The following is a 12,510-nucleotide window of genomic DNA, read 5'->3' on the forward strand; positions in this document are numbered from 1 at the left end:
CTGGAGGTCCCCGCCGTGTCCGAACTCCTCGTCGACGACGCCGACGGTGTGCGCACGTTCACGCTGAACCGCCCGGAGGCGTTCAACTCGTTCTCGGTGTCGTTGAAGGAGGCGTTCCTGGAGGCCGTCCTGGAGACGGCGAAGGACGAGTCGGTGCGCGCCGTGGTCATCACCGGTGCGGGTCGGGCGTTCTGCGCGGGCCAGGACCTCAAGGAGCACATCGCGCTGCTGGAGGCCGGTGACCCGGCGCCGCTGAACACCGTGGAGCTGCACTACAACCCGCTGATCAAGGCCATCATCGGGATGCCGAAGCCGGTGATCGCCGCGGTCAACGGCACGGCGGCGGGCGCGGGCGCGTCGATCGCGTACGCGTGCGACCTGCGGGTCGCGTCGGCGTCGGCGAAGTTCCTGATGGCGTTCGCGAACGTCGGCCTCACGTCGGACTCGGGCGCGGCGTGGACGCTGCCGAGGCTGATCGGGCACGGCAGGGCGATGGAGATGATGCTGCTCGCGCAGCCGGTGGACGCGCAGGACGCGCTGCGGATCGGGATGGTCGGCCAGGTCGTGCCGGACGGCGAGGCGCTGAGCACCGCGCAGGCGCTGGCCAGGCGGCTCGCGGCAGGCCCGACGACGGCCTACGCGATGATCAAGAAGGCGTTGGCCGTCGGGTCCGGCGGGACGCTGAACGACGCGCTGGAGATCGAGGCCAGCACCCAGGCGCTGGCGGGCGCCACCGACGACCACCGCGAGGCCGTGGCCGCGTTCGTGGCGAAGCGCACGCCGAAGTTCACCGGGAAGTAGCGGGCCGCCTGCGCCGGTCGGCGGCGACCGCCCGGAAGCAGGTCGCGACGTGGTCGTCGACCATGCCGGTGGCCTGCATCAGCGCGTACGCCGTGGTCGGGCCGAAGAAGACGAAGCCGCGGCGCTTGAGCTCCTTGGCGAGGGCCTTGGACTCGGGCGTCACGGCGGGCACGTCGGCCATCGTCGCGGGCCGCACGCGCCCCTCCTTCGACGGCGCGAACGACCACAGGAGGTCGTCGAACGGCACGTCCAGGTCCGCGAGGACACCCGCGTTGCGCACGCAGGCGTTGATCTTGGCCCGGTTGCGCACGATGGACGCGTCGGCCATCAGCCGCTCGACGTCGGCGTCGTCGTAGGCCGCGACGGTGGCCGGGTCGAAGCCCCCGAACGCGCGGCGGAACGACTCGCGCTTGCGCAGGATCGTGATCCACGACAGGCCGGACTGGAAGGCCTCCAGGCACAGCCGTTCGAACAGCTCGGTCTCGCCGTGCAGCTCCACGCCCCACTCGGTGTCGTGGTACTCGGCGTAGTCCGGGGTGCTGTCGCCCCAGGCGCAGCGGACGATCACCGACCGTACCCCTCCGCGAACCGGGCGAACTTCGCCAGCGACCGCCGCACGCCCCAGGTGAACGCGGGGCGCGCCAGCGGCCAGCCGAGCCTGCCGACGGCGCCGAGCGGCAGGTCGAGGTGTTCGACCCAGACGAACTCCGACGACCGGTCGGTGACCGGGTTGACGATGAACTCGCCGGTGCCGCGGACGACCTTGCCGGTGTGCAGGACGACGCAGCGCGTCGGCGGCTCCCACTCGGTGATCCGCATGGTGTCGGTGAAGCCCAGCGGCCCGACCCCGGTGAACGCGGCCAGCGTGGAGCCGACGCCCCTGCCGTCGCCCGAGGTCACCCGCACCGACGTGCCGAGGATCCACTCGCCCTGCCGGGCCCAGTCCGTCATCGCGGCCCACGTCGTCTCGACGGGCGCGGCCACCGGGACCCGGAGTTCGACCTCCGTCACGTGGACCGCCCGTTCTCGGCGGCGTGCTGCGGGACGTGCTCGGGCTCCGGTTCGAGTTCGGGCAGGGGGCCGCCGTTCTCCAGCTCGGCGATCCGGGCGCGCAGCTCGTCGACCTCGGTCGCGAGCCGTTCGAGCACCCAGTCGACCTCGGTCATCTTGTAGCCGCGCACCACCTGTTGGAAGCGCAGGCTGCGGACGTCGTTCGAGGTCACGTCCTCGGGTGGGAGCCTGGTCGGCGACGCGCCGGGCGGCAGGGGAGCCAACTCCTCGCCGCGGCCGAACACGAGCGCGGACAACAGGAACACCACGGCAGCCACGAGAACCATGACGACGAGGTAGATGAGCGCGGTGGTCACGACGACGATCGTGGCACATCGCGGGCGATCAGACTGCGGACAGCACCAGACAGCGCCTCGCCAGCACCCCGACGCGGATGAAGACGACGTAGAACCAGACCCCGGCCAGCAGCACCGGCGCGGGCATCAGCAGCCGCGGCGCGTCCAGTGCCGCGGTGCCGATGACGACCGACAGGTTGAACGCGATCCCGAGCCCGACGCAGCCCGCGGCGACCAGTCCCCCGAGCCTGCTGAGAGTGCTTCCGCTGACGCCGCGCCGGGACAGCAGCCGCCCGGCGGCCAGCGAGGCGCCCGCGATCCCGGTGATGATCCACGGGACGTAGCCGTTGCCCTGGGAGACGAACACGTACCAGCTCGGCGTGGGTCCCTGGTCGAACGCGGTCCAGGGGCCGATCCAGAACATCCGGTTCAGCTCCCACAGCACGTACGTCAGCGGGATCAGCAGCATCACGGTCCGCAGCATCGTCGCGGCGTGCGCGGCGGCCAGTTCGGCCTGGTAGCCGGGCGCGACGACGGCGAGCGGGCCGAACTCCCCGACCGCGCGGCGCTCGGCGTCCTCCGTGGACAGCCCGGTGTCGCGGTAGGAGTCCGCCGCGTCGTCGAGGCTGTCGCGGGCTTCGGCGAGGAGGTCGGCCTTGACGTGGGCCGGGCCGCGCAGCCGCCGGGCCAGGTCGCCGACGTACTCGTCGATCACGCCTGCTCCGGCCACGGGCCACCTCCGAGGACGCCTTCGATGGCGGTGGTGAACTCGCGCCAGGCGGCGCGTTCGTCCGACAGGGCCCGTCGGCCGGCGCCGGTGAGCCGGTACGTGCGGCGCTTGCGGCCCGCGACGGTGCTCCACTCGCTGGCGACGTGCCCGGCCCGTTCCAGCCTGCGCAGCGCCGGGTAGACGGTGCCGGTCGGCAGGTCGAGCGCGCCTCCGCTGCGCCGCTGGAGCGCCTCGATGATCGCGTACCCGTGCAGCTCGCCGTCGTCCAAGGTGGCCAGCAGCAGTGCGTCCAGGTGGCCGCGCAGCGCGTCGGACTTCATGAGTAGCGAGTCTACGGGTCCGTTCCAGGGACGACATCGGGGAAGTCCCCGATGTTAGGTAGACAGACTACATATAGCGTGGCCACCCATGGACCCCCTCGACCTGGCGCGGGCGCAGTTCGCCACCACCACCTCGTTCCACTTCCTCTTCGTGCTGCTGACGCTCGGGCTGGTGACCCTCGTCGCCGTCGTGCAGACCGGGTTCGCGCTGACCGGACGACCGGTGCTGGAGCGGATGGCCCGGTTCTGGGGCCGGATCTACGTCGTCAACTACGCACTCGGCATCGCGACCGGGATCGTCATGGAGTTCCAGTTCGGGCTGAACTGGTCCGGGCTCTCCACCTACGCGGGCGACGTGTTCGGCGCGCCGCTGGCGATCGAGACCCTGGTGGCGTTCTTCCTGGAGTCGACGTTCCTCGGCCTGTGGATCTTCGGCTGGGGACGGCTGAACCGGTGGGCGCACCTCGCGCTGATCTGGCTCGTGACGGCCACCGCGTACGCCTCGGCGTTCTGGATCATGGTCGCCAACGGGTTCCTCCAGCACCCGGTCGGCCACGAGGAGCAAGGTGGGGTGCTGCGGCTCGTCGACTTCGGCGCGCTGCTGGTGAACCCGACGTTCACCGCCGCGTTCCTGCACGTCGTCGGGGCCGCGCTGACCGTCGGCGGGGTGTTCGTGGTCGGCGTCAGCGCGTACCACTTCATCCGGCGCACGGCGGAGGTCGACTTCTTCCGCCGGTCGCTGCGACTCGGCGTCGTGACCACGGCGATCTCCGCGCCGTTCCTCGTCGGCGCGGGCATCGCCCAGTTCCCGGTGATCAACGAGCTCCAGCCGGACAAGTTCGCGGGCAGGCCCGGCCTGGGGATCCCGCTGTCGGTGATGATGCTGATCGGCGTGGCGCTGGTGCTGGCGAGCTGGACCGCGGTGCCGCTGCTCGCCCGCGACCTGGTGATCCGCCTGCGCTTCCCGCTGTACCTCATGGTGCTGGGGATCCCGCTGCCCTTCGTCGCCGCCATCGGCGGCTGGGTGGTGCGCGAGGTCGGCAGGCAGCCCTGGCTCGTCCACGGCCTGCTGCGCACGGAGGACGCCCTGTCCCCGGTCAGCGCGACGGCCGTCCTCACGTCCTTCATCGCCTTCACCGGCGTCTTCACCGCGCTCGCCATCACCGACTGGGTGCTGATCTCCCGCATCGCCCGGCGCGGCCCCGAGGTCACGCCGGTCCCGCGGCCCGTGTCCGCGCTGGTCCTGTGAAAGGGGAACGACCGTGGAAGCGCTCTGGATCGTCCTGCTCGGATCCCTCACCGCGGGCTACTTCGCGTTGGCGGGCTTCGACTACGGCACCGCGCTGCTGTTCCGGTTCGTCGGCCGCGACGAACCGGAGCGGACCCGCGTGCTCGGCGCGATGACGCCGTTCGCGCTGGGCAACGAGGTGTGGCTGGTCGCCGCCGTCGGCGTCCTGTTCGGCGCCTTCCCCCGACTGGAAGGGGAACTGCTGTCCGGCCACCACGGGGTCTTCACCGCGATCGTCACCGGGCTGGTGGTGTTCACCGCGTCCGTCCAACTGCGGGGGAACTCCCGTGCCTGGGACGTCCCGCTCATCGCGGGCGCGCTGGCGGTCGCGGTCGGCTGGGGCTGGCTGGCGGCCGACCTGACCGGTGCCCCCGCGCCGCTGTGGGGTGCGGGCGTGGTGGCGCTGTTCGCCGTGCACGGCGGCACCTTCCTGGCGTGGCGGCTGCCCGGCCGGTCCGGCGAACGGGCCGGAGCCCTGGCCCGGTCGCTGGTGCTGCCGTGCGCGGCGTTCGTGCCCGCCGTGGTCCTGCTGTCCGGATCAGCGCGGCACCCCGAACTCGCGGTCGTCGGCGCGGTCGCGGTCGTGGTGCTGCTGCTCGGCTCGCGGCTCGCGTCCGGGCGGACCGCGTTCGCCTGCACGGCGCTCGCGTGCGCGCTGCCGGTGCCGGTCGTGTTCGCCGCGGCGGACGTCGTGCACGTCGAGACCATGGCGCACACCGCCACGTTGACCGTGCTGACCCCGGTCGCGCTCGTGGTGCTGCCGCTGGTGCTGCTGTTCCAGTGGGCGACCTGGTGGATGCACCGTGCGTGACCGCCGCTACGCGACCCTGCTGGGGGTGTTCGCGGTCGCGACCGCCGTGCTCGTGCTGGCCCAAGCCGACCTGCTGGCGCGCGTGCTCAGCGGCGGCGACGGGATCGGTCCGCTGGCCGCAGTCGTGGTGGTGCGAGCGGTGCTCGTCGGCGCGCGGCGGGTGTACGCCCAACGCACCGCGACGACCGTGAAGGCCGAGCTGCGCAAGCAGGTCCTGGCCGACGCGGCGACCCGGCGCGGCGACCGGGCGGGTGAGGTCAGCACCCTCGTGACCAGGGGCCTGGACGCGATCGAGCCCTACCTGGCCGGGTACCTGCCGCAGCTCGCGGTCGCGGCGGTCGTGCCGCTCGCGGTGCTGCTGCGGCTGGCGTTCGCCGACCTCACCGCCGCCGTGACCATCCTGGTGACGCTGCCGCTGGTGCCGGTGTTCGCCGCGCTGGTCGGCGCGCACACCAGGGACAGCACCGAGCGGCAGTGGGCGGAGCTGTCCGCGGTGGGCGGACACTTCCTCGACGTCGTGGCGGGGCTGAGCACGTTGCGGCTGTTCGGCCGCGCGAGCGCGCAGGCGGTGACCGTGCGGGCGATGGCGACCGCGCACGCCGACTCGACCATGCGGACGCTGCGGGTCGCGTTCCTCTCCGCGCTGGTGCTGGAACTCGTGGCCACGCTGTCCGTCGCGCTGGTCGCCGTGCCGGTCGGGCTGCGGCTGCTCAGCGGCGGCGTGACCCTGGAGGTCGCGCTCCTGGTGCTGCTGCTCGCCCCCGAGGCGTACCTGCCGCTGCGCGCGGCCGGGGCCCAGTTCCACGCCGCGGCGGAAGGCCTGGCCGTGCTGGAGCAGGTCGCCGCCACCGCCCCACCGCCCGCCACGGCCAACCGCCGCCCGCCGGACCTGAGCCGCGCGGAGATCGTGCTGGAGGACGTGGGCGTCCGGTCGTTGCGGGGCTTCAGCCTGCGGATCGCGCCGGGTGAGCGGATCGCGCTGGTCGGTCCGAGCGGTGCGGGCAAGACCACTCTCCTCTCGTTGCTGCTGGGCGAGATCACGCCCACGTCGGGCCGGGTGCTGGTGGGCGGCGTCGACCTGCGGGAGATCGACCGGGTGGCGTGGCTGCGTCGGGTCGCGTGGGTGCCGCAGACGCCGACCGTGTTCGAGGGGACGGTGGCCGACAACATCGCCGTCGGCGGTCCCGGCGCCGTCGCCGCGGCGCACGCCGTCGGCCTGGGCGCGCTGGTGGACGCCCGGCACGCCCTGTCCTCCGGTGAACGCCAGCGGGTCGCCGTCGCCCGCGCGCTCGTCCGCCCCGACGCCCGGTTGCTGCTGCTCGACGAACCGACCGCCCGGCTGGACAGCGGCACCGAGGCGACCGTGCTGCGGGTGACCCGCACGTTGTCCCGCGGCCGGACCACCGTGCTGGTGGCCCACCGGCCCGCCCTGCTCGACGAGGTCGACCGCGTGGTGGAGGTCCGGTGAAGCGCTTGGCACTGGCCGCTTTCGCCGCCACCCTGGCCGAACTGTCCGGTGTGGCCCTGACGGCCACCGCGGTGTGGCTGGTCGTCCGCGCGGCCGACCAGCCGCCGATGGCCGCGCTCACCGTGGCGGTCGTGGCCGTCCGCGCGCTGGCGCTGTCCCGTGGCGCACTCCGGTACGCGGAACGGCTGGCGGGCCACGACGCCGTGCTGCGCCACCTCGCCGACCTGCGCGGCCGGGTGTACGAATCGCTGCTGCGCCAACCCGTTCAGCGGCGCGGCGGCGACCTGGTCACCCGCCTGGTGTCCGATGTGGACGCCGTGCAGGACGTGGTGCTGCGCTGCCTGCTCCCGGCGTGCGCGGCGGGTCTGGTCGGCGCGGTCGCGGTCCTGGTCGTGCCCGCGCTCGTGCTTCCGGTGCTGCTGCTGGGCGTTGTGCTGCCGTTGGCCGCTTTCTCGTTGGCCGACAGCCATCTCCGCGCACTGGCGCCGTTGCGCTCGCGTCTCGCGGAACGCACGGTGGCGCTGGTGCACGGAGCCGCCGAACTGACCGCGTTCGGCGTCCTGGACGACGAACTCGCCAGGTCCGGCCGGGTGATCACCGACATCGCGACCCGCGAGCACCGCGCCACGACCCGCACCGGAGCGCTGACGGCCGTCGCCGTGCTGATCCAGTTCGGCACCGCGCTGGCACTCCTGTCGACCGGCGCGCCCGCCCCCGTGGTCCTGGGCGCGGTGGCGGTCCTGGAGGTGTTCCTCCCCCTCACCACCGCCGCCCAACGCTGGGCCGAGACCCGCGGCTCCCTGACCAGGGTCCGCGAACTCCTCACCGCCCGCCGCCCGGTCCCGGCCCTGACCGAGGACCTCCCACCGGGCACCAGGCTCGCCGTGGTCGGCCCCAGCGGCGCCGGCAAGACCACCCTCCTGTCCCGCTTCGCGGTACCCGACGCCCGCGGCGCCCTGGCCGACGCCCACGTCTTCCACACCACCGTGCGAGCCAACGTCCTGCTGGCCAAACCCGACGCCACCCAGGAAGAACTGGACTTCGCCGCCCACACCACCGACCTGGACCTCCCGTGGGACCTGGTGGTAGGCGAACACGGCACCGCCCTCTCCGGCGGCCAACGCCAACGCCTGATCCTGACCAGAGCCGTCCTCTCCACACCCCCGGTCCTGCTGCTGGACGAACCCGTGGAAGGCCTACCCCCAACCCAGGCCGACCAGGTCCTGCACCGCGTCCTGTCCACCGCACCCAGCACGGTCGTCCTGATCACCCACCGCCTGACCCCGTTGGCGCACGAGCACTTCGACGAGATCCTCGTGCTGGACAACGGCGTGATCACCCAACGCGGCACGCACGCGACCCTCGTCACGACACCGGGCTACTACCGCGACCGCTGGAAGGACGAGACCTCGAAGTCCGAGTACCGCAACTCGTACCGATGACCACCTTTGACCAACACCGACACCTCGACCGGGCGAAGACCGTCCGAGTGGACCACCCGGAACTGGCAGATCACCGGCACGTCGTCCGGCAGGTCGAGCGCCTCCACCTCCTCGGTGGTCGGCATCCGCGCGGACAGGCGATCGGTGCAGCCGCGCTGCGGAAAACCGAGGTCGGCGAGAACCCGTGGCGCACCACCGCGAATCCTCGCCCGACCGGCCAACTCGGTTCCGGCGGCGATGTCCACCGGGTAGTAGGACCACGACAGCTCGACCGGTTCGCCGTCGTGCGAGAGCACGCGGTGCCGGAGGACCACCGTCCCGTCCTCGGGGAGTTCGAGGACCCGCGCGACGTCGGCGGGTGGACGCACCTCGGCCACCTCCAACAACCGGTAGGAGTAGGCGTTGTCCGCCGGGGCCAGGTAGGGCTGCGCGTCGATGGTCAGGGGTGGCCGCTCGCGGACGTAGACGCCCTTTCCCGCCCGGCTGCGCAGGAAACCTTCGTCCTTGAGCGCGCCCAACGCGCGCTGGACGGTCGCGTTCGCCGCACCGTACCGGTCGACGAGCTGCTGGGTCGACGGGAGCTGGGCTCCGGCAGCGAGGTCGCCCGACATGATCAGCGACCTCAGGTGAGCAGCGATCTGCTGGTGCCGCGGACGACCGTCCGACCTGGCGCTCATGGTCACAGATCCCTTTCGTAGCCGAGGCGGGTGCCGCGGGCGATCATCGTCATCGCGCTGGCTTCGACCGGGGTCCCGTCGGCCGTCGACACGAGTCTGAAGAGGACCATCACCCAGTCGTCCTGGCCCAGGTCCAGCAACTCCCGTTCCTCCGCCGTGGCGGGCCGGGCGGAAACCTCTTCCCGGACGTGCGCGGGCGCGTGCCCGAGTTCGGCGAGCAACGTGATCGCGCCACCGGGGATCTTGCGCGCCTCCGCCAGCCGCGTACCCCGCGCGATGGAGACCGGGTAGTAGGAGTCCGTCAGCTCCACCGGCCTGCCGTCGAGGGACATCACCCGACGCCGCACCACGACCGGCTGTCCCTCCGCCACCGCGAGGGCTTCGGCGACCAACCGAGACGGCTCGACCTCACCGACCTCCCGCAACCGCTGACCGGCCTTCGCCCCGCGCGACTCCGCTTCCGCCGCCCAAGCATCACCCACACCCGGCGTCACGTACGCGGTCGACCTGCTGACCCACCGGTCCTGGCTGGTCATGGTGGTCCTCCCAAGCTCGAACGTCCCCCGCTAAGCCAACGCGCGCAAAACCCGCGTAGGCGTTCGGGTTCCGGCGATCGACGCGACCATCTCCACGGTTCGCCTGGTCTGCCGCACCTCGTGCGCGCGGAACACCCGTGCGCCCGTCCACGCCGCCACGGCGGTGGCGGCGAGGGTGCCGTCGACGCGGTCGCCGACGTCCGCCCCGAGGGTCTCGCCGATGAAGTCCTTGTTGGACAGCGCCATCAGCACCGGCCACCCCGTGCCGACCAGTTCGTCCAAGCGCCGCAACAACTCCAGCCCGTGCCAGGTGTTCTTGCCGAAGTCGTGCGTCGGGTCGATCAGCACGCCTTCGCGCGGCACACCGAGGGCCACCACGCGCTCGGCGCGCTCGACCAGTTCGGCGACGACGGACGCGACCACGTCGGTGTAGCGGGGCCGGTGGGGGTCGGTGCGCGGGGGGAGGCCGCCGGTGTGGGAGCAGACGATGCCCACGCCGAACTCGGCCGCGACCTCGGCGAGCTTGGGGTCGGCGCCCGCCCACGTGTCGTTGAGCAGGTCGGCGCCCGCGCGGCACACCTCGCGGCCCACCTCGTGGCGCCAGGTGTCGACGCTGATCACCAGGTCGGGGTACCGCGACCGGACCTGGGCGACGAACGGGACGACGCGGCGCGCCTCCTCGGCGGCGTCGACGACCTCGCCCTTCGACCCCGCCCGGACACCGCCGATGTCGATGACGTCCGCGCCGTCCGCGACCGCCCGGTCCACGGCCGCCAGCGCGGCGTCGTCGGTGAACGTGGCGCCGCCGTCGTAGAAGGAATCCCTGGTCCGGTTGACGATCGCCATGACCAGCGCGCGGTCGTCCGGGGTTTCGCGTGTACCGAATCGCACTGGCTTCACAAGGCCCGATGGTGCCACGCCTGGTTAACAGTGAACTGGATCACAGCTATTGCTACTTGGCAGTAGGAACTGTTTACTCACCAGTAACTCACACGTGATCCAGGTCACGGTTCAACGGGAGGATCTCGTGCGCCGATCACTCGTCCTGCTCCTGACGACGCTCCTCGCCATAGGCCTGCTCACCCCTGTCGCGCAGGCCGCCGGCTTCAGCACCGCGTACCGGACCATCCCCGGCGCGGGCGGCACGCCCATCCGCGCCTTCGTGATCGAGCCGACCGGCCGCGGCAGCGGCCCGTTCCCCCTGCTGGTACTGCCGTCGAGCTGGGGCATCAACAACGTCGAGTACGTCGGCGCCGCCGCCAAGTTCGCGTACGAGTCCGGGTACGTCGTGGTCAGCTACACCAGCCGCGGCTTCTACGACTCCGGCGGCGAGATCGACGTCTCCGGTCCGGACACCGTCGCGGACGTGAGCAAGGTGATCGACTGGGCCGTCGGCAACGCCAAGGGCGACGCGGGCAAGGTCGGCGTCGCGGGCATCTCCTACGGCGCCGGGCAGGCACTGCTGGCCGCCGCCGTCGACCCGCGGATCAAGGCCGTCGCGTCGCTCAGCACGTGGACCGACCTGGCCCGTTCGCTCTACCCGAACGAGACCGTGAACAGCCAGGCCGTCGAGGTCCTGCTGGCCGCGGGCAACCTCGTCGGACGTCCCGGCCCGGTGCTGCGGCAGGCGGAGACCGCCTACCGCGAGGGCCGGTTCGAGGAGGTCGTGCCGATCTCGGAGTCGCGGTCGGCGGCGAACAAGATCGCCGCGATCAACGCGAACGGCGCCGCCGTGATGATCGGCAACGCCTGGAACGACGGCATCTTCGCACCGGGCCAGGTCACCGACCTGTTCACGAAGCTCACCGGCCCGAAGCGGCTGATGCTCTCGCCCGGCGACCACGCGACCGCCGAGCTGTTCGGCGCGGCGGGCCTGCCGAACGAGATCTGGGCGTCCGTCGGCCGCTGGTTCGACAAGCACGTGCGCGGCGTCGACAACGGCATCGACCGGGAGGCCCCGGTCAACCTGAAGCCGAACAACGGGGGTGGCTGGCGCACGTTCCCCAGTTGGTCGGCGGCGACGGCCGCGCAGGACACCCTGTACCTGACCGGCCCGTCCTGGGGCACCGGCTCGCTGGCCACGACGGCCGCGACCGGCTGGCAGAACCGCATCGCCGCGGGCTGGCCGACCGTCGCCGACAGCGGGACGATCCTGCTCAGCGGCGCCCTCCAGGGCTTCTTCAACATCCCGACCGGGGTGTCGATGCCGCTGGTGGACCGCAACGCCGCCGCCGTCTGGTGGGGCCCGACCTACTCGCGGGCCACCACCGTCAGCGGAGCGCCGAGGCTGCACGCCACGGTCACCCCGAGCGCGCCGACCACGACGCTGTACGCCTACCTGTACGACATCGGCTCACTCGGCCTGGGCTCGCTCGTCACGCACAAGCCGATCACCGTGCGGGACGCGACGCCCGGCGTGGCGAGGACGCTCGACTTCGCCCTGGAACCGGTGGTGTGGGACGTCCCGGCGGGCCACCGCTTGGTGCTGGTCGTCGACACCGTCGACCCGCGCTACCTGAGCGAGAGCACGCTCGGCTCGACGGTCACCTTCAGCTCCCCGGCGGCGGACCCGTCCTGGCTGCGGGTCCCTCGCGGATGAGCCTCTCGTCGGACGGCAGGGCCACCGATCCCCTGCCGTCCGGCGGGCTCGTCCGCGCCAGCTCCAACGCCACGTCCACCTGGTCGGAGTGGTGCAACCCGGCAACCGCGTCCAGGTCGAACCACTCGGCCCGATCAGACGACCCACCAACCTCGAACCTCAGCTCACCACCCGTGACCCGAGCCTCGTAGATGATCCGCAACCCGTGGAAGTCAACCTCCCCACCGGGCCGCTCGAACAACCGCCGAACCGTGTGCACCCCCAACAACCGCTGCACCTCGATCGAATACCCGGTCTCCTCGTCGACCTCACGGATCACCGCCTCGTACGGATCCTCCCCGTGATCGATCCCCCCACCGGGCAACGTCCACCGCTTACCACTGGGCCCCACCCACCGGGAGAGCAGAACCTGCCCGTCCCGAACGCACAGCGCGTACGCGGCGACCCTGAGCTGTTTGGTGATCTCCACGAACACCATCCTGACAGCAGGTG

General features: G+C 72.1%; 15 protein-coding genes. 6 read left to right on the forward strand and 9 right to left on the reverse strand.

The annotated features are described in order from the left end of the window. Positions 1-15: 15 nt before the first annotated feature. Complete coding sequence (locus tag NZH93_RS23130) at positions 16-801, forward strand: enoyl-CoA hydratase-related protein (RefSeq protein WP_259625268.1); 786 nt, start codon at positions 16-18, stop codon at positions 799-801. Here NZH93_RS23130 and NZH93_RS23135 read toward each other — a convergent pair. Genes NZH93_RS23135 through NZH93_RS23155 form a run of 5 tightly spaced genes read right to left on the reverse strand, consistent with a single transcriptional unit; the run spans position 788 to position 3,197 of the window. Then, on the reverse strand, positions 788-1,369 hold the full coding sequence (locus NZH93_RS23135; protein WP_259625269.1) for a DNA-3-methyladenine glycosylase I: 582 nt from the start codon (positions 1,367-1,369) through the stop codon (positions 788-790). The two genes, NZH93_RS23130 and NZH93_RS23135, sit on opposite strands and share 14 nt — an antisense overlap. Next, positions 1,366-1,812: an SRPBCC family protein gene (locus NZH93_RS23140; RefSeq protein ID WP_259625270.1), complete on the reverse strand. Its 447-nt coding sequence runs from the start codon at positions 1,810-1,812 to the stop codon at positions 1,366-1,368. Before NZH93_RS23140 ends, NZH93_RS23135 begins: the two co-directional genes overlap by 4 nt. Next, entirely contained in the window at positions 1,809-2,168 is a 360-nt protein-coding gene (locus NZH93_RS23145; RefSeq protein ID WP_259625271.1) for a DivIVA domain-containing protein, read from the reverse strand. Before NZH93_RS23145 ends, NZH93_RS23140 begins: the two co-directional genes overlap by 4 nt. Before the next feature lie 28 nt (positions 2,169-2,196). Continuing rightward, positions 2,197-2,877, reverse strand: coding sequence for a permease prefix domain 1-containing protein (locus tag NZH93_RS23150; protein WP_259625272.1), 681 nt, complete (start codon positions 2,875-2,877; stop codon positions 2,197-2,199). Then, the gene (locus tag NZH93_RS23155; protein ID WP_259625273.1) at positions 2,859-3,197 is read right to left on the reverse strand and encodes a PadR family transcriptional regulator; all 339 of its coding nucleotides are present in this window, start codon (positions 3,195-3,197) and stop codon (positions 2,859-2,861) included. The genes NZH93_RS23150 and NZH93_RS23155 overlap by 19 nt, the downstream gene beginning before the upstream one ends. An 88-nt stretch (positions 3,198-3,285) precedes the next feature. On the opposite strand from NZH93_RS23155, the gene NZH93_RS23160 reads away from it, so the two are divergent. Genes NZH93_RS23160 through NZH93_RS23175 form a run of 4 tightly spaced genes read left to right on the forward strand, consistent with a single transcriptional unit; the run spans position 3,286 to position 8,206 of the window. Continuing rightward, positions 3,286-4,446 (forward strand): cytochrome ubiquinol oxidase subunit I, encoded by a 1,161-nt coding sequence (locus NZH93_RS23160; RefSeq protein WP_259625274.1) that lies wholly within the window; start codon positions 3,286-3,288, stop codon positions 4,444-4,446. A gap of 13 nt (positions 4,447-4,459) precedes the next feature. Further along, positions 4,460-5,296, forward strand: a complete 837-nt coding sequence (locus NZH93_RS23165; RefSeq protein WP_259625275.1) for a cytochrome d ubiquinol oxidase subunit II — start codon at positions 4,460-4,462, stop codon at positions 5,294-5,296. Further along, on the forward strand, positions 5,289-6,764 hold the full coding sequence (cydD, locus tag NZH93_RS23170) for a thiol reductant ABC exporter subunit CydD (RefSeq protein WP_259625276.1): 1,476 nt from the start codon (positions 5,289-5,291) through the stop codon (positions 6,762-6,764). Before NZH93_RS23165 ends, cydD begins: the two co-directional genes overlap by 8 nt. Further along, positions 6,761-8,206 (forward strand): amino acid ABC transporter ATP-binding/permease protein, encoded by a 1,446-nt coding sequence (locus NZH93_RS23175; protein WP_259625277.1) that lies wholly within the window; start codon positions 6,761-6,763, stop codon positions 8,204-8,206. Before cydD ends, NZH93_RS23175 begins: the two co-directional genes overlap by 4 nt. Here NZH93_RS23175 and NZH93_RS23180 read toward each other — a convergent pair. From NZH93_RS23180 to folP, 3 genes are read right to left on the reverse strand one after another with little or no spacing between them, the layout of a single operon-like run. Continuing rightward, positions 8,146-8,883 carry a GntR family transcriptional regulator gene (locus NZH93_RS23180; RefSeq protein ID WP_259625278.1) on the reverse strand — a complete coding sequence of 246 codons (738 nt, stop codon included), beginning with the start codon at positions 8,881-8,883 and terminating at the stop codon, positions 8,146-8,148. The two genes, NZH93_RS23175 and NZH93_RS23180, sit on opposite strands and share 61 nt — an antisense overlap. Positions 8,884-8,885: 2 nt before the next feature. Continuing rightward, positions 8,886-9,419, reverse strand: a complete 534-nt coding sequence (locus NZH93_RS23185; protein ID WP_259625279.1) for a GntR family transcriptional regulator — start codon at positions 9,417-9,419, stop codon at positions 8,886-8,888. A gap of 30 nt (positions 9,420-9,449) precedes the next feature. Beyond that, positions 9,450-10,265 carry a dihydropteroate synthase gene (folP, locus tag NZH93_RS23190; protein WP_276024007.1) on the reverse strand — a complete coding sequence of 272 codons (816 nt, stop codon included), beginning with the start codon at positions 10,263-10,265 and terminating at the stop codon, positions 9,450-9,452. A gap of 181 nt (positions 10,266-10,446) precedes the next feature. On the opposite strand from folP, the gene NZH93_RS23195 reads away from it, so the two are divergent. Beyond that, complete coding sequence (locus NZH93_RS23195) at positions 10,447-12,018, forward strand: CocE/NonD family hydrolase (RefSeq protein ID WP_259625281.1); 1,572 nt, start codon at positions 10,447-10,449, stop codon at positions 12,016-12,018. On the opposite strand, the gene NZH93_RS23200 is transcribed toward NZH93_RS23195, so the two are convergent. Continuing rightward, on the reverse strand, positions 11,969-12,487 hold the full coding sequence (locus NZH93_RS23200) for an NUDIX hydrolase (protein WP_259625282.1): 519 nt from the start codon (positions 12,485-12,487) through the stop codon (positions 11,969-11,971). The two genes, NZH93_RS23195 and NZH93_RS23200, sit on opposite strands and share 50 nt — an antisense overlap. Between the last annotated feature and the right edge of the window lie 23 nt (positions 12,488-12,510).

It is taken from the genome of Umezawaea endophytica (assembly GCF_025061645.1).
Taxonomy (GTDB): Bacteria; Actinomycetota; Actinomycetes; order Mycobacteriales; family Pseudonocardiaceae; genus Umezawaea; species Umezawaea endophytica.

What these genes read in the sequence shown, in the direction of transcription:
- NZH93_RS23180 (WP_259625278.1), bottom strand. Translation starts at nt 8,883, where the DNA reads ATGAGCGCCAGGTCGGACGGTCGTCCGCGGCACCAGCAGATCGCTGCT.
- NZH93_RS23185 (WP_259625279.1), bottom strand. Translation starts at nt 9,419, where the DNA reads ATGACCAGCCAGGACCGGTGGGTCAGCAGGTCGACCGCGTACGTGACG.
- NZH93_RS23160 (WP_259625274.1), top strand. Translation starts at nt 3,286, where the DNA reads ATGGACCCCCTCGACCTGGCGCGGGCGCAGTTCGCCACCACCACCTCG.
- NZH93_RS23155 (WP_259625273.1), bottom strand. Translation starts at nt 3,197, where the DNA reads ATGAAGTCCGACGCGCTGCGCGGCCACCTGGACGCACTGCTGCTGGCC.
- folP (WP_276024007.1), bottom strand. Translation starts at nt 10,265, where the DNA reads ATGGCGATCGTCAACCGGACCAGGGATTCCTTCTACGACGGCGGCGCC.